Origin of the sequence: Roseovarius sp. (assembly GCF_048262375.1) — a bacterium.
GTDB lineage: Bacteria > Pseudomonadota > Alphaproteobacteria > Rhodobacterales > Rhodobacteraceae > Roseovarius.
In genome coordinates, this window is record NZ_JBLXFE010000001.1 from 242,878 (window position 1) to 258,837 (window position 15,960).

The 15,960-nt window shown below is 61.3% G+C and carries 18 protein-coding genes and 1 tRNA gene; 15 read left to right on the forward strand and 4 right to left on the reverse strand.

The window, feature by feature from the left end; translation table 11 throughout:
* The first annotated feature begins 12 nt into the window (after positions 1-12).
* The 3 genes from ACN0SW_RS01185 to ACN0SW_RS01195 all read left to right on the forward strand — a co-directional run bounded on the left by ACN0SW_RS01185 (position 13) and on the right by ACN0SW_RS01195 (position 3,354).
* Entirely contained in the window at positions 13-1,446 is a 1,434-nt protein-coding gene (locus ACN0SW_RS01185; RefSeq protein ID WP_417726054.1) for an NAD(P)(+) transhydrogenase (Re/Si-specific) subunit beta, read from the forward strand.
* A 226-nt stretch (positions 1,447-1,672) separates the two neighbouring features.
* Positions 1,673-2,953 (forward strand): DUF3422 family protein, encoded by a 1,281-nt coding sequence (locus ACN0SW_RS01190; protein ID WP_417726055.1) that lies wholly within the window; start codon positions 1,673-1,675, stop codon positions 2,951-2,953.
* Positions 2,954-3,015: 62 nt separating this feature from the next.
* Positions 3,016-3,354, forward strand: a complete 339-nt coding sequence (locus tag ACN0SW_RS01195; RefSeq protein WP_417726056.1) for a cupin domain-containing protein — start codon at positions 3,016-3,018, stop codon at positions 3,352-3,354.
* 36 nt (positions 3,355-3,390) lie between these two features.
* On the opposite strand, the gene glyA is transcribed toward ACN0SW_RS01195, so the two are convergent.
* Positions 3,391-4,707, reverse strand: coding sequence for a serine hydroxymethyltransferase (gene glyA / locus ACN0SW_RS01200; protein WP_417726057.1), 1,317 nt, complete (start codon positions 4,705-4,707; stop codon positions 3,391-3,393).
* Between the two features lie 101 nt (positions 4,708-4,808).
* Here glyA and ACN0SW_RS01205 point away from each other — a divergent pair, with 101 nt between their 5' ends.
* From ACN0SW_RS01205 to ACN0SW_RS01230, 6 genes are all read left to right on the forward strand, one after another.
* Positions 4,809-5,690, forward strand: a complete 882-nt coding sequence (locus tag ACN0SW_RS01205) for a LysR family transcriptional regulator (protein ID WP_417726058.1) — start codon at positions 4,809-4,811, stop codon at positions 5,688-5,690.
* 74 nt (positions 5,691-5,764) lie between these two features.
* Positions 5,765-6,916, forward strand: coding sequence for a 3,4-dihydroxy-2-butanone-4-phosphate synthase (gene ribB / locus ACN0SW_RS01210; RefSeq protein WP_417726059.1), 1,152 nt, complete (start codon positions 5,765-5,767; stop codon positions 6,914-6,916).
* 4 nt (positions 6,917-6,920) lie between these two features.
* Positions 6,921-7,466, forward strand: coding sequence for a 6,7-dimethyl-8-ribityllumazine synthase (locus tag ACN0SW_RS01215; protein WP_417726060.1), 546 nt, complete (start codon positions 6,921-6,923; stop codon positions 7,464-7,466).
* Positions 7,463-7,945: a transcription antitermination factor NusB gene (gene nusB, locus ACN0SW_RS01220; protein WP_417726061.1), complete on the forward strand. Its 483-nt coding sequence runs from the start codon at positions 7,463-7,465 to the stop codon at positions 7,943-7,945. The genes ACN0SW_RS01215 and nusB overlap by 4 nt, the downstream gene beginning before the upstream one ends.
* 140 nt (positions 7,946-8,085) lie before the next feature.
* Positions 8,086-8,421, forward strand: a complete 336-nt coding sequence (locus ACN0SW_RS01225) for a hypothetical protein (RefSeq protein ID WP_417726062.1) — start codon at positions 8,086-8,088, stop codon at positions 8,419-8,421.
* Between the two features lie 353 nt (positions 8,422-8,774).
* Entirely contained in the window at positions 8,775-9,218 is a 444-nt protein-coding gene (locus ACN0SW_RS01230; protein WP_417726063.1) for an MmcB family DNA repair protein, read from the forward strand.
* On the opposite strand, the gene ACN0SW_RS01235 is transcribed toward ACN0SW_RS01230, so the two are convergent.
* Positions 9,213-9,401: a DUF6324 family protein gene (locus tag ACN0SW_RS01235; protein ID WP_417726064.1), complete on the reverse strand. Its 189-nt coding sequence runs from the start codon at positions 9,399-9,401 to the stop codon at positions 9,213-9,215. The genes ACN0SW_RS01230 and ACN0SW_RS01235 overlap by 6 nt on opposite strands.
* A 78-nt stretch (positions 9,402-9,479) precedes the next feature.
* Here ACN0SW_RS01235 and ACN0SW_RS01240 point away from each other — a divergent pair, with 78 nt between their 5' ends.
* Positions 9,480-9,965 (forward strand): GNAT family N-acetyltransferase, encoded by a 486-nt coding sequence (locus ACN0SW_RS01240; RefSeq protein WP_417726065.1) that lies wholly within the window; start codon positions 9,480-9,482, stop codon positions 9,963-9,965.
* A 41-nt stretch (positions 9,966-10,006) separates the two neighbouring features.
* Positions 10,007-10,083, forward strand: a tRNA-His gene (locus tag ACN0SW_RS01245).
* Between the two features lie 12 nt (positions 10,084-10,095).
* Here the strand turns inward: ACN0SW_RS01245 and ACN0SW_RS01250 are convergent.
* Positions 10,096-10,407, reverse strand: a complete 312-nt coding sequence (locus ACN0SW_RS01250; protein WP_417726066.1) for a DUF6476 family protein — start codon at positions 10,405-10,407, stop codon at positions 10,096-10,098.
* Here ACN0SW_RS01250 and ACN0SW_RS01255 point away from each other — a divergent pair.
* From ACN0SW_RS01255 to ACN0SW_RS01270, 4 genes are all read left to right on the forward strand, one after another.
* Positions 10,406-11,434 (forward strand): RluA family pseudouridine synthase, encoded by a 1,029-nt coding sequence (locus tag ACN0SW_RS01255; RefSeq protein ID WP_417726067.1) that lies wholly within the window; start codon positions 10,406-10,408, stop codon positions 11,432-11,434. The two genes, ACN0SW_RS01250 and ACN0SW_RS01255, sit on opposite strands and share 2 nt — an antisense overlap.
* A 158-nt stretch (positions 11,435-11,592) precedes the next feature.
* On the forward strand, positions 11,593-12,489 hold the full coding sequence (rpoH, locus tag ACN0SW_RS01260; protein ID WP_417726068.1) for an RNA polymerase sigma factor RpoH: 897 nt from the start codon (positions 11,593-11,595) through the stop codon (positions 12,487-12,489).
* A gap of 63 nt (positions 12,490-12,552) precedes the next feature.
* Positions 12,553-13,647: an alpha/beta hydrolase gene (locus tag ACN0SW_RS01265; RefSeq protein ID WP_417726069.1), complete on the forward strand. Its 1,095-nt coding sequence runs from the start codon at positions 12,553-12,555 to the stop codon at positions 13,645-13,647.
* Between the two features lie 62 nt (positions 13,648-13,709).
* Positions 13,710-13,979 carry a DksA/TraR family C4-type zinc finger protein gene (locus ACN0SW_RS01270; protein WP_417726070.1) on the forward strand — a complete coding sequence of 90 codons (270 nt, stop codon included), beginning with the start codon at positions 13,710-13,712 and terminating at the stop codon, positions 13,977-13,979.
* A gap of 125 nt (positions 13,980-14,104) precedes the next feature.
* Here the strand turns inward: ACN0SW_RS01270 and ACN0SW_RS01275 are convergent, their stop codons facing one another.
* On the reverse strand, positions 14,105-15,925 hold the full coding sequence (locus tag ACN0SW_RS01275; RefSeq protein WP_417726071.1) for a M3 family oligoendopeptidase: 1,821 nt from the start codon (positions 15,923-15,925) through the stop codon (positions 14,105-14,107).
* Between the last annotated feature and the right edge of the window lie 35 nt (positions 15,926-15,960).

Sequence of the window (15,960 nt, forward strand, 5' to 3'; positions counted from 1 at the left end):
GAGTAGAGGATCATGGATTACGGTTTCACGACGGCTGCCTATGTGGTGGCGGCCATCCTCTTCATCCTCTCTCTGGGTGGTCTCTCGGGACAAGAAAGCGCCAAGCGCGCGGTGTGGTATGGCATGGCGGGCATGGCGCTGGCGGTTGTCGCCACGCTCATTGGCCCCGGTGCCGGGCTCTGGCTGTTGTCGCTGGTGCTGATCGCTGCGGGTGGCGCGATTGGCTATGTTGTCGCCACACGGGTGCAGATGACCGAAATGCCGCAGCTTGTGGCGGCGATGCACAGCCTTGTGGGCCTCGCGGCGGTGTTCGTCGGCTTTAACGCCGATATCGAACTGGGCCGCGTGCTGGCGATGGACGACACAGCCCGCAAGGGGCTAGAGGGCTTTGCCGCCGTGCTGGCCAAGAAAACCAGCGTCGAGGTGGCGATCCTGCGGGTCGAGGTGTTCTTGGGCGTCTTTATCGGGGCCGTGACCTTTACCGGCTCGATCATCGCCTTTGGCAAACTGGCGGGCAAGGTTGACACAGCCGCCAAGAAGCTGCCGGGCGGGCATATGCTCAATGCCGGGGCGGCGTTCCTGTCGGTGGTTCTGGGCGTCATGTATTTCAATGATGCCGGTATCTGGACGCTGGTGGTGATGACGCTTCTCGCGTTCTTCATCGGCTATCACCTGATCATGGGGATCGGCGGCGCGGATATGCCGGTGGTGGTCTCGATGCTCAACAGCTACTCGGGCTGGGCGGCAGCGGCGATTGGCTTCAGCCTTGGCAATGACCTCTTGATCGTGGTCGGCGCGCTGGTCGGCTCGTCCGGTGCGATCCTGAGCTACATCATGTGCAAGGCGATGAACCGCTCGTTCATCTCGGTCATTCTGGGCGGCTTTGGCGGCCCGGCAGGCGAGCAGATGGCGGTTGAGGGCGAGCAGATCGCGATTGACGTCGATGGCGTCGCCACGGCGCTGAACGAGGCGGACAGCATCATCATCATTCCGGGCTATGGCATGGCGGTGGCGCAGGCGCAGGGGGCAGTCTCTGAACTGACCTCGAAACTGCGGGCCAAGGGCAAGACCGTGCGTTTTGCCATCCATCCGGTTGCAGGCCGCTTGCCGGGGCATATGAACGTGCTCTTGGCCGAGGCCAAGGTGCCCTATGACATCGTGCTGGAAATGGACGAAATCAACGAGGATTTCCCCAATACGGATGTGGCCATCGTCATCGGTTCGAACGACATCGTGAACCCGGCGGCGCAGGACGATCCCAACAGCCCCATCGCCGGGATGCCGGTGTTGGAATGCTGGAAGGCCAAGCAGGTGTTTGTGTCGAAGCGCGGGCAGGGCACCGGCTATTCCGGCATCGAGAACCCGCTCTTTTACAAGGACAACACGCGGATGTTCTATGGCGACGCCAAGGCGAGCCTGTCGAGCCTTTTGCCCAAGATCGACTGATCCTTGGGGATATGAGACAGCAAAGGGCGTGGCCGAAAGGCGGCGCCCTTTTTTCATCGCTTTCGCCTTTGGCGGACGCCTGAAATTGAGTATTTTGGGAACAGTGAAGCCTAAAGCGCGGGCGGTATACATTTGTGTTCCGCTAAATCCTTGGTGATACAGGAAAAAACCCTTTTTCACCGGGGCGCGGCGCGGTATGGAGCGCTCAGGATCAGGAGAACGGCGCATGCCCCCCATTCAGGATCACCCACTGCGCTATGAGATGGCCAATGAGCTGCATGCGCGGCCTTTTCCGTCACTCGACGCGCCGTGCACTGCGGTTTTTCTGGCCGTCAAGCAACCGCATGACGCGGCCAAGCGCGACCGGACGGCGGATCTCGCGCATCTGACCGCGCTTTTGGATCGTTACGGGGCCAAGCATCCGCAGCCCGGCGCCACGCATTATTCCGGCCAGATCGGGCGGCACAGCCTGAAATGGGAGAGCCATACCGAGATGGTGACCTATACCGTCTTTACCGACGGGGTCAGCGCGCGGCCTTTTGATCCGGCGGATTTCGAGGTGTTTCCCAAAGACTGGCTGGCCGAGGCGCCGGGGCTGCGCGTCACCTCTGCGATGATACGGGTGATCCCGTGGAAGAGCCGCGAGGCGACGCGCGACGAGATCGACCAGTGGTTTGTATCGGAAAGCGTGGCGGTGGCGCGGGTGCTGGATGATGCCGCCGTGATGGCGGGCGATTTCCGGATTGATCCGGCGGGGCATTTGCGGTTCTCGCTGCATGTCGCCCCGGCGACCGGCGCGCGCCGGATTGGCCGTGTGGTGCAACGCCTGTGTGAGGTCGAGACCTACAAGGCGATGTCGATGCTGGGCTTTGCCCGCGTCCGCGAGATGGGCCGCCAGATGGGCGAAACCGATAGCCAGTTGAGCCGTCTCATCAACGACATGACCGGCGGCAGCCAGCCGGCGGAAGAGACCCTGCAAAGCCTCTTGCGGGTCTCGGCCGAGCTTGAGGCGCTGGTGGCGCAATCCTCGTTCCGCTTTGGGGCGACGGCGGCCTATGAACAGATCGTGCATCAACGCATTGCGGTGCTGCGCGAGGACCGCTTTGAGGGGCGTCAGACATTCGCGGAATTCATGATGCGCCGGTATGATCCGGCAATGCGCACTGTGCGCGCCACCAAGGATCGGCTGGCGGCGATGGCCGACCGGGCGATGCGGGCGGGCGAATTGCTGCGCACCCGCGTCGATGTGGAACGCAGCGCGCAGAATCAGGCGCTGTTGGAGAGCATGGACAAACGCGCCGACCTGCAACTCAGGCTGCAAAAGACCGTCGAGGGCCTGTCGGTGGTGGCGATCAGCTATTACGCGGTGTCGCTGGCGGGCTACCTGCTCTATCCGCTGGCTGATCCGCTGGGTGTAAGCAAGGGCATGATCACCGCCGCCGTGACCCTTCCGGTGATCGCGCTGGTGTGGTGGATGGTACAGCGCATCCGCAAGAAACTGCATTAATCCTTTGCGCTGTTGATTTTTGCGACTCATGCTGGACCCCACCAAGCAATGAGGAGATGCAAATGCGCTTTCCCGATTTCATCATGGGCTTTCCGCCAATCGACGTGCCCTTTCCCGAAGACGTGGTTCAGACACGGGCGATCCGTTCGGATCATGGGCTCTGTGTGTTCTTTACCTTTCTCAAGGACATGGAATTGCCGCCGCATCGTCACGGGGCGCAATGGGGCACGGTGGTGGCGGGCGAGATCGAATTTACCATAGGGGGCAAGACCAATGTTTATGGTCCGGGTGACAGCTATTCGATCCCCGCAGATGTCGTGCATGGCGCGATGATCAAGGCGGGCACACGGGTGATCGACGTGTTCGCCGAACCGGACAGGTATCCGATCCGGACCACCTGACCGCGCCCGAGCCCGCGCCTGCGGTGATGAGCCGGGTCACTGCACATAATGCAGCTGGTCAAAGCTCTGCCGCCAATCTGACACTTCGGGGCGCAGCGCGTCCGGGTCATTGCCCCGCAGCGCCCGCGCGATCAGCCCGGCCATGCGTGGGGCGTCCGCTGGCGTCATCCCCCATCGCACCAGTTCCGGCGTGCCAATGCGAAGCCCGTTCATATCGCCCGGCACAGCGGCAATCGGCAGGCCGATGCCACAGGCGAGAAAGCCCGCGCGGCGCAGCGTCCTGGATGCCGCCTGACCGCCACCAAACCCCGCCGCCGCGATGGCGAATTGGTGCGACTGCGTGGCGATGCCTCCGGCGCTGAAGACCGGCAGGCCCTCGGCCTCCAGCGCCTCGGCCAACGCCTGCGCCACCGCGATCATCTGGCCCGCATAGGCACGCCCATGCACCCGCCAATCCAAGAGCGTCACCGCCAGAGCCGCCGATTTGGCCGCGTCGAAATTGGCGGTCATACCGGGAAAGGCGATGACGTCTAACCGTTCCGCCAAATCCGCCTCATTGGTGACGATCAGGCCACCCGCAGGGCCGCCAAGGCTCTTGTAGGTGCTCATGGTCATCAGATGCGCGCCCTCGTCCAAGGGGTTCTTCCACGCGCCCCCGGCGATGATCCCGCATTGATGCGCCGCGTCAAACAGCAGCTTTGCGTCGATGTCATCGGCAATGGCGCGCACCTCGCGCACGGGGTGTTCCTGCAGGTTGAGGCTGGCCCCCAGCGTGATCAGCCGGGGGCGCTCGGCCTCGGCCAGCGCACGCAGCCCTGCGACATCGACCGTATAGCCATCGGCATTGACCGGCGCCTCCAAGATGCGCAGCCCGTAGAGCCCGGCACAGCCTGCCCTGTGATGGGTCACATGCCCGCCGATGCTGGCGGGGGGCGCGATGATTGTATCGCCGGGTTTGCAGGTGGCCATGAAGGCGTAGAGATTGGCAATCGCGCCCGAGGGCACGCGGATTTCGGCATGTTTCGCGCCAAAGATTTCGGCGGCCAGTTCTGCCGCGATCACCTCGATTTCCTCGATCGCCTCAAGCCCCATTTCATATTTGTCGCCCGGATAGCCCAGCGACGGGCGCGACCCGATTCCAGAGGCCAAGAGCGCCTCGGCGCGCGGGTTCATGACGTTGGTGGCAGGGTTGAGGTTGAAACACTCGGCCTCGTGAATGCGGCGGTTCTCCTGTGCAAGGAGCTCGATTCGCGTGGCGATGGCCTCGGCGGACTCTGTGGCGGTGCGGGCGGCAAGAGTCTGGATCAGGTTTTCGCACTCTGCGGGCACCCAAGGGCGGCGGGCAAGGGTCATGGCGGTCTCCTCATGTTGAGTTTTGCGCAGAATGTCGGCGCTGGCTGGAGGGCGCAAACCAGTTTATATAAAAATCGGGATAGAAAAACTAAGGCTAGAAAATGTCTGTATCTCCGCCACGCCCCAAGGGACCGCCGCTCAATGCGCTGCGCGCCTTTGAGGCGGCCGCCCGGCTGGGTGGCTTTGCCAATGCCGCCGAAGAGTTGTGCGTGACCCCCGGCGCGATATCGCAGCATATCCGGGCGCTGGAGGCATGGATCGGGGGCGATCTTTTCGAACGCCGCTCGCAGGGGGTGCGGTTGACGGCGCTGGGGGCAGAGGCGCTGCCGGGCTTTGCCACAGCGTTTGACGCGATGGGGGCGGCGGTTCATGGGCTGCGCGCTGCCGCCCGGCACGGCACGCTGCATATCGCGGCGCTGCCCAGTGTGGCGCAGCTTTGGCTGTCGCCGCGCCTGCCTGCGGTGCGCGCGGGGCTACCGGATCTGCGCATCTCCGTCTCGGCCATTGAAAGCCCGCCCAATCTGGCGCGCGATCTTTTCGATCTCAGCCTTTTCATCCGGTCGCCAACCGGTTCGCGGGGGGAACGGGTGCTGGTGCAGGATGTGATCTTGCCGGTCTGTGCGCCGGATGTCGCCGCGCGTCTGCACAGTCCCAGTGATCTTGCGGGGGAAACCCTGTTGCACGATGCGCTCTGGGCTGAGGATTGGGCGCAATGGGCAGAGGCGGCGCTGTCGGAAACCAGCCTGCCCAACACCGGGCCGCGCTATTCGCTCTATGCCATTGCACTGGAAGAGGCGCGGCACGGGGCTGGCGTGCTGATGGGGCATCAGAGCCTTGTGCAGGGGGCGCTGGATGATGGCAGCCTGATCGCGCCTTTTGATCTGCCGGTTCCGACGGGCAAGGCGCTGGTGCTGGAACATCCCGCCTATCACCCGCCGCGCGCTGACCTTGCGAGGGTGATGGCGATGCTGGGAGGCCTGTAACGGACCGATCCCCTCTGGCCATTGGCGCGCGGCTGCGGTATCCGGGCCGGGTTGCAACACCCCGGAGGGCGCTTATGTCCGACACCATCCCGTTTGAAAAACCCGGCCCCGTCGAGGCCGATCTGCGCCACGCCATAGCGCCCACCGAAGAAATCATCGCTGAGGCGCGCAAGGGCCGGATGTTCATCCTCGTGGATCATGAGGACCGCGAGAACGAGGGCGATCTGGTGATTGCCGCAGAATTTGCCACGCCTGAGGCGGTGAATTTCATGGCCACCCACGGGCGCGGCCTGATTTGCCTGCCGATGACCGCAGAGCGGATTGACCGGCTGGGCCTGCCGATGATGGCGGTCAATAATTCCTCGCGCCACGAGACAGCCTTTACCGTGTCGATCGAGGCGCGCGAAGGGGTGAGCACCGGCATTTCCGCCGGGGACCGCGCTCTGACCATCGCCACCGCGATCAATGAGCAGAACACGATGGCGGCGATTGCCACGCCGGGGCATGTGTTTCCACTACGCGCGCGGCGTGGTGGCGTGCTGGTGCGCGCAGGCCATACCGAGGCGGCGGTTGATATCTCGCGCCTTGCGGGGTTGAACCCTTCGGGCGTGATCTGCGAAATCATGAAGGAAGACGGCTCTATGGCGCGTCTGCCCGACCTGATCGAGTTTGCAGCCAAGCATGACCTGAAAATCGGCACGATTTCAGACCTCATTGCCTACCGGCATAAGCATGACAATCTGATTTCCGAAATCCGGCGCGAAACTGTCACCTCCAGCCATGGTGGCGACTGGGAGATGCGCATTTTTGCCGATCAGATCACCCAAACCGAACATGTGGTGCTGAGCAAGGGCGATATCACCGATGGCAGTCCGGTTCTGGCGCGCACCCACGCTCTCAACGCGCTTGAGGATGTGCTGGGAATCGGCCTGAGCACGCGCGCCGATGGACCGACTGGCAAACTGCCGCGCGCGATGGAAATCATCGCCCGCGAGGGCCGTGGCGCTGTGTTCCTCTTTCGCCAACCCCGGCCCAAACTGGCCGGCGAGATGGAGGATGAGGATGCGCCCCGGACCATCAAGCACACGGGCCTTGGCGCACAGATCATGTCGACCATGGGTATTCACCAGCTTATCCTGCTGACCGATAGCCCGAAAACCCGCTATCTGGGCCTTGATGCCTATGGCATTTCGATCATCGGCACCCGCCCCCTGACCGAGGAGTAAGAGCATGGCCGAGCACGAATATTCCCTGCCGCGCGCCGCGTTTGACAAGCCCGTCAAGATCCTGATCGTGGTGGCGCCGTTCTATCGCGACATCGCCGACAACCTGATTGCCGGGGCCACGGCGGAAATCGAGGCCTCGGGCAGCACCTATGAGATCGCAGAAGTGCCCGGCGCGCTGGAGCTTCCGACCGCTATCGGCATCGCTGAACGCATGTCCAACTTTGACGGCTATGTCGCGCTGGGCTGCGTGATTCGGGGGGAGACAACCCATTATGACACTGTCTGCAACGACAGTTCGCGCGGCCTTACCCTGCTGGGGTTGCAGGGGCTCTGCATTGGCAATGGCATTCTTACGGTTGAAAACCGCGCCCAAGCCGAGGTGCGCGCAGATCCCGCCCGTATGAACAAAGGGGCCGGAGCGGCGGCGGCGGCCTTGCATCTGGTGGCGCTCGCCCGTAAATGGGGCGGCCCGCGCAAAGGCGTGGGTTTCCAGCCCGCGACCGGGGAAATTCAGATCGCGGGCCAGACAAAAGGCAAACCCGTCGCATGACCACCGATCCCGCCCTCTCTGGCAACCGCAAACGCCAGATGAAATCCGCAGCCCGGCTTTATGCTGTGCAGGCGCTGTTTCAGATGGAACATTCCGGCCAGACCGCTGATCTGGTACGCAATGAATTTCTCGATTTCCGCTTTGGCGCAGAGGTCGAAGAGGGTGTCGACATGGCCGAGGGCGATGTGGATCTGTTCCGCAAGCTGCTTGATGATGCGGTGAACTGGCAGGCCAAGATTGACCAGATGACCGACAGGGCACTGGTGGCGAAATGGCCGATTGCCCGGATCGATCCGACGCTGCGCGCGCTCTTTCGCGCGGCGGGGGCCGAGCTGGTGCAATCTGACACCCCGCCCAAGGTGGTGATCGTGGAATATGTTGACGTGGCCAAGGCGTTCTATCCCGAAGGCAAGGAATCCAAATTCGTCAATGCCGTGCTTGATCACATGGCGCGTGAGGCACGGCCCGAGGCGTTCTGATCCCCGGTTGCACAAATTGGGGGCCAGCCCCCAAACCCCCGAGGTATTTTTGGCCAGATGAGGCGAAAGGGTCGCGGGGCGATGCCTTGTAATCCCGGGGCAAAGGCGTAGACTCTGGTCCATAGCAAAGGAGTCGATGAATGCCCAAGCTTGTCCGCCTCTACATCACCCATGTTGCCATAGGGTTTGGCATCGCGGGGGCGTTTGTCGCCATGCTGTTGTGGTTCAATATCGCAAACCTCTGGCATCTGGTGACACATTCCGACAAGGGCATTCTAGCGGTGATCATCCTCTGGGTGGCGAATGGCATCGTGTTCGCCGGGGTGCAATTCGCTATCGCGGTGATGCGAATGAAGGATGACGACGACGATGAACCGCGCGGCGGGCATCGCCAGCAGATCATGCAACGCGAGTATATGGCGATTCCGGTGCGCGTGGACGACGGCCGCAGCCGTGATATCTGGCGCAAACGCTAGGCGTGGTTCTCTGAATGCCGATGATACCGTAAAGCGCCCCACCGGGGCGTTTTCCATGTGTACGCAACCTGCGTACCAAAGGGACACATTGTACACAATCGAAGGTCTGGATCTGGGTGTGACGGGCCCGTAGCAACCGTTCGGTGGTATGATTCCCGAGGACCTGTATGTACAGGTGGGCATCGGATAACTGGACCAGGGTCCAGACAGAGCCAATTCCCTCGGAATTGCTTAAGGCCACTGGAATGCAACCGTTATCGAGAAGAACAGAACCCGTCACGTCTGACAGTTAAGCTTTTGTCTGCTCTCCGACAAGGGGTTGCACGCGTTCGTGGTTTGTTCATAATCGTGATATGAAGTGGAATGTCGATCAGACCCTGCAAGCGGGGCAGCTTCTGGCGCGGGGCGTCTGCCGTCACCTGCGCAGCCATGACTTTGATTCGATTGTGGAATTTGTGCCGGAGCGGGGGCGGCGCGTGGATGTTATGGCGATTGGCCCCAAGGGGGAGATCTGGGTGATCGAGTGCAAGTCGAGCCGTGCCGATTTCATGGGGGACGCCAAATGGCAGGGCTATCTGCAATGGTGCGACCGCTATTTCTGGGCGGTGGATGCAGAATTTCCGGTCGATCTCTTGCCAGAAGGCACCGGGCTGATTCTCGCGGATGCCTATAGTGCAGAGATCATTCGCATCGGACCGGAAACCCGTCTGGCGGGCGCGCGCCGTGCGGCTCTGACCCGTAAATTCGCACGCCACGCCGCCCGACGATTGCAAGCGGTGCTCGACCCGCGCCTATGAGCCTTTGGCGCGTGCGGCCTGAGCCGAAGCGATGATTTCCTGGGCGATTTCCTCGGCCTCTTCTGGGCTGAAATCCATGGGAATTTCAATGCCTTGCGCCTCAATGAAGAGGCGCACCATGCCCTGATCGGTGGGCCCGATCTGAAGGTTGGCTTCGATGTCGCTCTCTGAATTGATGCCCATGGCGCTCTCCTTGAAACAGCCGGTTTGCTACTCTTTTCCTACTTGCTTGACAAGCGTCTTGGCGGTTTGGTGTTACGTATGGACGAGATCACCTTGCGCCTCTTTCGGGCCGAAGATACCCCATGGCTGATAGAGCGCCACGCGACGCTTTATGCAGACGAGTCGGGATTTGATTCCACATTTGCGCCGCTTGTCGCCGAAATACTACATGATTTCAATGTTTTGCATGATCCAAAGCGTGAAGCGGGCTGGATCACAGAGGCCGCCGGACAACCGCTTGGCTCAATCTTTTGTGTTGCGATGGGTGAGGAGATGGCCAAACTGCGGCTCTTTCTGCTGGAACCTGCGGCGCGTGGCAGGGGCTTGGGTCAACATATGCTGGGCCATTGCATGGCGTTTGCGCGCGCGCAGGGCTATCGCGGCATGCAGCTTGCGACCCATGAGAGCCACCGGGCCGCCTGCACGCTCTATTCGCGCAACGGCTGGCAAATTGCCACTTCGCGCCCGGTGCGGTCCTATGGCTGTGATCTTGTGGAACAAACCTGGGAAATCAGCTTTCATTAGGCTTGCATTCGGAGGACGGTAAAGTTACATCGCGCTCCAGTGCCGCCTTAGCTCAGTTGGTTAGAGCGCTGGATTGTGGATCCAGAGGTCCCCTGTTCAAGCCAGGGAGGCGGTACCATCCCCAGATCAGCTAGTTCTGCGCTTCAACGGTCACGGTTTGCCGCAGCGTTCCGCTTTGACGGTCGTAGATCAGGATGCGGTTGTCGTCGGTTACGATCGCATACCAGTCTGTCCCTTGGGTCAGGGCCATAGCGCGAGTGCCTTGAGGCAGGGCGATGGTGTCAGGCAGCGACAGCACAGCATCGCGTTGCCCCCAGAAGCGGGTGACAAAGAGGCCCACGATCACTAGAAGACCGATGATCATCGTGGCGGTCAGGACTGTGACCAGCCGTGCCAGAAATTTCAACGTTGCCGGGCTGACCGGCGGAGAGTTTTCATCCATGGGGCTTGACCCGCTTGTCTTTCGGATCGGGGATGATCCGCCTCAACGTCTTGATAAGGCGCTTTCGCGTGATGTGCCAGAGGCGGCGACCCTGTCGCGCACCCGGTTGGCGCGGCTTCTGGAGGAGGGGGCCGTGCGAGTCAATGGTACGGTGGCCCGCGAGGCCAAGGCGCGGGTCAACGCAGGCGATCTGATCGAGATCCTCGTACCAGAAGCGCGCGAGAGCCATATCAGCGCTGAGGCGATCGCGCTTGAGGTGGTGTATGAGGATGACGATCTGATTGTGATCAACAAACCGGCGGGGATGGTGGTGCATCCCGCCCCCGGCAGCCCCGAGGGTACGTTGGTCAATGCGCTGTTGCACCATTGTGGCGATAGCCTGTCGGGGGTGGGAGGGGCCAAACGGCCCGGCATCGTCCACCGGATCGACAAGGACACCAGTGGTCTTTTGGTGGTGGCCAAATCGGACATAGCCCATCAGGGGTTGGCGGCGCAATTCGAGGCGCATAGCGTTGAGCGCTATTACCGCGCCGTGGTGCATGGGGTTCCCGACGCCAGTGATCCGCGCTTGCGTGGTCTGGCAGGAATCAGTTTCGAGACCGGCAATATCCTGCGCATCGCCACCCGTCTGGCGCGGCACAAGACCGACCGGCAACGGCAGGCTGTCCTGTTTGAGGGGGGGCGGCATGCGGTGACGCGCGCGCGGGTGATCGAAACCTTTGGCGCGCCTGCTGTGGTGGCCCTGATGGAGTGCTGGCTGGAGACCGGGCGCACGCATCAGATCCGGGTGCATATGGCCTATGCCGGTCATGGTCTTATTGGTGATCCTGTCTATGGTGGTCGGCGCAAACTGTCTGAAAAGTCCCTGTCTCTCAACGGTGTGACGGCTGCGCGCGATTTTCCCCGGCAGGCGCTGCATGCGGCGGTTTTGGGGTTTGTGCATCCGGTGAGCGGGGCGGCCATGCGCTTTGAGGCCCCGCTGCCCGACGATATGGAAATCCTGCTATCGGGGTTGCGCGGATCGTGACAGAGGCGCAAGATTGCGTGACTTTCTGTTATAAAACGGGCGCTGCGACGGAACCATCTTAGGTCTGCGTTAAATGGTGTATGGTAGAGCGCCTTGAAAGGGCGCGAAGGCGTACCTAGTTGCATGTTAACGATGTAAACATCAGGAGGGACAACCGCGTGGGAAATTACAACAATCTTCCGGCCCCAACGCCAGAAGGCGGTTTGAACCGCTATATGCAGGAAATCCGCAAGTTTCCGCTTCTTGAACCGGAAGAGGAATACATGCTGGCCAAACGCTGGGTCGAGGAGCAGGATACTGAGGCCGCTCACAAAATGGTCACAAGCCACCTGCGACTCGCCGCCAAGATAGCCATGGGCTATCGCGGTTATGGTTTGCCGCAGGCCGAAGTGATTTCCGAAGCGAATGTGGGCCTGATGCAAGCGGTCAAGCGATTTGACCCCGAGCGGGGTTTTCGCCTTGCGACCTATGCGATGTGGTGGATCCGCGCCAGCATTCAGGAATACATCCTGCGATCGTGGTCTTTGGTCAAACTGGGCACCACAAGCGCGCAGAAGAAGCTGTTTTTCAACCTGCGCAAGGCCAAGGCCAAAATCGGCGCGCTGGAAGATGGCGATATGCGCCCCGATGTGGTCAAGAAGATTGCGACCGATCTGGGGGTCACTGAGGCCGAAGTCATCAGCATGAATCAGCGGATGGCGGGGGCCGATGCATCGCTTAACGCCACTGTGGGGTCTGAGGGCGAAGGCTCGATGCAGTGGCAGGACTGGCTGGAGGATGAGGATGCCGATCAGGCCGGGGATTATGAGCGGCGCGACGAGATGGACGCGCGGCGCGAATTGCTGGTGATGGCGATGGATGTGCTCAATGAACGCGAGCGCGATATCCTGACACAGCGCCGGTTGAGCGACGAGACCGTCACGCTTGAGGATCTGAGCGCCCAATATGACGTGAGCCGAGAGCGTATCCGCCAAATCGAAGTGCGCGCCTTTGAAAAGCTGCAAAAGCGGATGCGGACACTTGCCCAAGAAAAAGGCATGCTGACCTCTGCCTGACGTCCCCCTTGGCGTGGCTTGGCAAAACGCGTATCTCTCGCATCATCTGATCGGGAGAGGGACGTGGTGGGACGAGTCGCGGAACAGAAGGTGGCAAGGATACGCCGTGACGCTCAGCTGGTCTGCCTTGGATTGGTCCTCGTGCTGGCCGGTTGTGCGCCGCGCGTGACCGCCGAGCGCGCGGCACCCCATCCTGCAGCCAAGATTGAACAGCTCTATGTCGCGACCGGACGCAGGCTGGATCAGACTGGGCCGATCTTTGGGTTGGAACGCCCCGAGGGCGTGCGGTTTTTCCGCGCCGATATCTCGGTTCCGCCGACACATGCGCCGGGACAGATTGAATGGCCCGAGGGCGCGCCCGATGCCGCTACGGATTTTGTGGTGACGGAGACGCAGGTCTTCCGCAGCCCCGGTGCGATGCTCGGCGACATGCGACAAGAGCATGCGGGGGGCGGCGAGACTCTGCTCTTTGTGCACGGCTACAATAATACACTCTCCGAGGCGATGTACCGGCTGGCGCAGATACAGACCGATTTCGACACGGATATGCCGGGCGTGCTGTTTTCCTGGCCCTCAGCAGGGGACCCGCGTGGTTATATTTATGACCGCGATTCAGTGCTCTATGCGCGCGATGATCTGACCGAGGTGCTGCGCCAGTTGACCCGCGGGCCGGGGGACCGGGTGTTCCTTTTGGCGCATTCCATGGGCTCCAGTCTGGTGATGGAAGCGCTGCGCGGGATCGCGCTGAGCGGCGACCGGCATCTGTTGAACCGGATCAGCGGCGTGGTTCTGATGTCGCCCGATATCGACCCGGATGTCTTTGAACGGCAGGCCGAGGTGATCGGTGCGCTGCCGCAGCCTTTTCTCATTTTTATCACCAAGGTGGATCGGGCGCTGTCTCTGTCGGGGTTCATCACCGGGCGCAAGCCGCGTTTGGGGATGATCGACACCGCCGACAAGGTGCAGCGCCCGGATGTGCGGGTGATTGATTTTTCTGAATTGGCCGATGGGGCAGGTCTGAACCATTTTGTGCCGGTTACGTCGCCTGCCGCTATTGATTTCCTGCGCGGCATCATCAGGCAAACCAACGAAATGGGCAGCGGTTTCCTTGATGATATGACGCTGCGACTGCCAAAGCCCAAGATATTGCAACCCTGAGTCGACTGGAATTGACGCGGGGCACAGCGGGCGTAGACTGAAGCCCTGCAAAGGAGAATGCCATGGCAGGTGGATGGGCGCGCGACGGCGCGGTAAGCGAACAGATCGAAGCCTCGATTTCCGATGAGCTGGCGCGCCTCAAGGCGCGGCGTGGGCCGCAGGGCGAGAGCCTTGCACATTGTGCGGAATGCGACGAACCCATCCCCGAGGCGCGGCGGTCGGCAATCCCCGGTGTCAAGCTCTGCATCGACTGTCAGCAAGAGCGTGACACATCACAGCCGTCGCGTGGCGGGATCAACCGGCGTGGTTCAAAGGACAGCCAGTTGAAATGAGATTATGGGGGGAGTGGGGGCGCTGCCCCCCTTGGCCTGCGGCCAATTCCCCCCGAGGTATTTTGAGCCAGATGAACGCGGTATTGCTTCCTCTTGGTCCAGTCACTCATTTTCGGGCGTCAGTCTTAGCCCTCCATCGCCTCCAGCTCATCAATCATGCCAGAAATCATTGACAGGCCCTTGTCCCAGAAGGCCGGGTCGCTGGCGTCGAGACCGAAGGGCGCGAGCAGATCCTTGTGATGTTTGGAACCGCCTGCCTTGAGCATCTCGAAATACTTGTCCTGAAAGCCCGCCGGATTTTCCTCATAGACGGCGTAAAGTGCATTCACCAACCCGTCGCCAAAGGCATAGGCATAGACATAGAAGGGCGAGTGGATGAAATGCGGGATATAGGCCCAGAAGGTCTCGTAGCCGTCCATGAAATCAAACGCCTCTCCAAGGCTCTGGGCCTGCACGGACATCCAGAGCGCGTTGATGTCATCCGGGGTCAGTTCGCCGTCGCGCCGTGCTGCGTGCAGTTTGCATTCAAAATCGTAGAACGCGATCTGGCGCACGACCGTGTTGATCATGTCCTCGACCTTGCCAGCCAAGAGCACCTTGCGTTCGGCTTGGGTTTTGGCCCCGTCCAACATGCGGCGGAAGGTGAGCATCTCGCCAAACACGCTTGCGGTTTCGGCAAGGGTGAGCGGCGTGGACGAGAGTAATTCGCCTTGATCCGCCGCCAGCCGCTGATGCACGCCGTGACCCAGTTCATGCGCCAGCGTCATCACGTCCCGCGGTTTGCCAAGGTAGTTCAGCATCACATAGGGGTGCACATCGGTCACAGTGGGATGGGCAAATGCACCGGGGGCCTTGCCCGGTTTGACTCCTGCGTCGATCCAGCCCTTCTCGAAGAAGGGTTGCGCCAGATCGGCCATGCGCGGATCAAAGGCACCGTAGGCGCCCATCACCGTGTCGCGGGCCTCGTCCCAATCGACGATACGCGTGGCGTCCATAGGCAGGGGGGCGTTGCGGTCCCAGACCTGCATGCGCTCCAGTCCCAGCCATTTGCGTTTCAGCTCATAATACCGGTGAGAGAGTTTCGGATAGGCTGCGACCACCGCATTGCGCAGCGCCTCGACGACCTCTGGCTCTACATCGTTCGAAAGGTGCCGCGCGGTCTGCGCTGATGGCATCTTGCGCCAGCGGTCGATCACCTCTTTTTCCTTGGCTTGGGTGTTGTGGACGCGGGCGAAGGTGCGGATATTCTCACCAAAGACCCGCGCCAGTTCGCGCGCGGCCGACTCGCGTTTGGAACGGTCCTGTTCGGTCAGCAGGTTGAGCGTGCCTTCGATGCTGAGGTCGTCCCCGTCCACTGTAAAGGTCAGCCCGGCGATGGTTTCGTCAAACAGCCGCTCCCAGGCATCGCCCACGACCCCCAGATCATGCAGAAACTTTTCCAGTTCGTCCGAGAGTTGGTAGGGCTTCATCGCACGGATGCGGTCAAGAACCGGCTTGTAGCGGGCGAGATCGGCATTTGCCGCATACATCGCGCTCAAGTCATTCTCATTCAGGCGGTTCAGTTCCAGTGAGAAGAACACCAGAGGGGTGGTGGAATTGGTGACTTTTTCCTGACAGTCAGACATGAATTTTGCCCGCCCGCCATCGGTGGTGAGCTGATAATATCGCAGCCCGGCATAGGACATGATGCGCCCTGCGATGTTGCTGATTGCCTCATCGCGGCGAATACATTCCAACAGTCCGTTGGCGTCCAGCGTGGTAAGTTTGCCTTCGTAATCGGTTGCGAACGCGGCGCAGGCCGTGTGCAACCAGTCCAGATCACGTTTGAGTTCGGGGGCTGTTTCAGAGGCATAGAGATCGCTCAGATCCCATTCCGGCAGGTTTCCCAGATTCCTGTTACCAGATGTTGCATTGGCGTCGCGGACGGGAAACGGCAGATTGAGCATGTGGCACCTCTTGTTGACATGGCCCAGACATAGGC

What these genes read in the sequence shown, in the direction of transcription:
- ACN0SW_RS01185 (WP_417726054.1), top strand. Translation starts at nt 13, where the DNA reads ATGGATTACGGTTTCACGACGGCTGCCTATGTGGTGGCGGCCATCCTC.
- ACN0SW_RS01190 (WP_417726055.1), top strand. Translation starts at nt 1,673, where the DNA reads ATGCCCCCCATTCAGGATCACCCACTGCGCTATGAGATGGCCAATGAG.
- ACN0SW_RS01195 (WP_417726056.1), top strand. Translation starts at nt 3,016, where the DNA reads ATGCGCTTTCCCGATTTCATCATGGGCTTTCCGCCAATCGACGTGCCC.
- glyA (WP_417726057.1), bottom strand. Translation starts at nt 4,707, where the DNA reads ATGACCCTTGCCCGCCGCCCTTGGGTGCCCGCAGAGTGCGAAAACCTG.
- ACN0SW_RS01205 (WP_417726058.1), top strand. Translation starts at nt 4,809, where the DNA reads ATGTCTGTATCTCCGCCACGCCCCAAGGGACCGCCGCTCAATGCGCTG.
- ribB (WP_417726059.1), top strand. Translation starts at nt 5,765, where the DNA reads ATGTCCGACACCATCCCGTTTGAAAAACCCGGCCCCGTCGAGGCCGAT.
- ACN0SW_RS01215 (WP_417726060.1), top strand. Translation starts at nt 6,921, where the DNA reads ATGGCCGAGCACGAATATTCCCTGCCGCGCGCCGCGTTTGACAAGCCC.
- nusB (WP_417726061.1), top strand. Translation starts at nt 7,463, where the DNA reads ATGACCACCGATCCCGCCCTCTCTGGCAACCGCAAACGCCAGATGAAA.
- ACN0SW_RS01225 (WP_417726062.1), top strand. Translation starts at nt 8,086, where the DNA reads ATGCCCAAGCTTGTCCGCCTCTACATCACCCATGTTGCCATAGGGTTT.
- ACN0SW_RS01230 (WP_417726063.1), top strand. Translation starts at nt 8,775, where the DNA reads ATGAAGTGGAATGTCGATCAGACCCTGCAAGCGGGGCAGCTTCTGGCG.
- ACN0SW_RS01235 (WP_417726064.1), bottom strand. Translation starts at nt 9,401, where the DNA reads ATGGGCATCAATTCAGAGAGCGACATCGAAGCCAACCTTCAGATCGGG.
- ACN0SW_RS01240 (WP_417726065.1), top strand. Translation starts at nt 9,480, where the DNA reads ATGGACGAGATCACCTTGCGCCTCTTTCGGGCCGAAGATACCCCATGG.
- ACN0SW_RS01255 (WP_417726067.1), top strand. Translation starts at nt 10,406, where the DNA reads ATGGGGCTTGACCCGCTTGTCTTTCGGATCGGGGATGATCCGCCTCAA.
- ACN0SW_RS01250 (WP_417726066.1), bottom strand. Translation starts at nt 10,407, where the DNA reads ATGGATGAAAACTCTCCGCCGGTCAGCCCGGCAACGTTGAAATTTCTG.
- ACN0SW_RS01270 (WP_417726070.1), top strand. Translation starts at nt 13,710, where the DNA reads ATGGCAGGTGGATGGGCGCGCGACGGCGCGGTAAGCGAACAGATCGAA.
- ACN0SW_RS01275 (WP_417726071.1), bottom strand. Translation starts at nt 15,925, where the DNA reads ATGCTCAATCTGCCGTTTCCCGTCCGCGACGCCAATGCAACATCTGGT.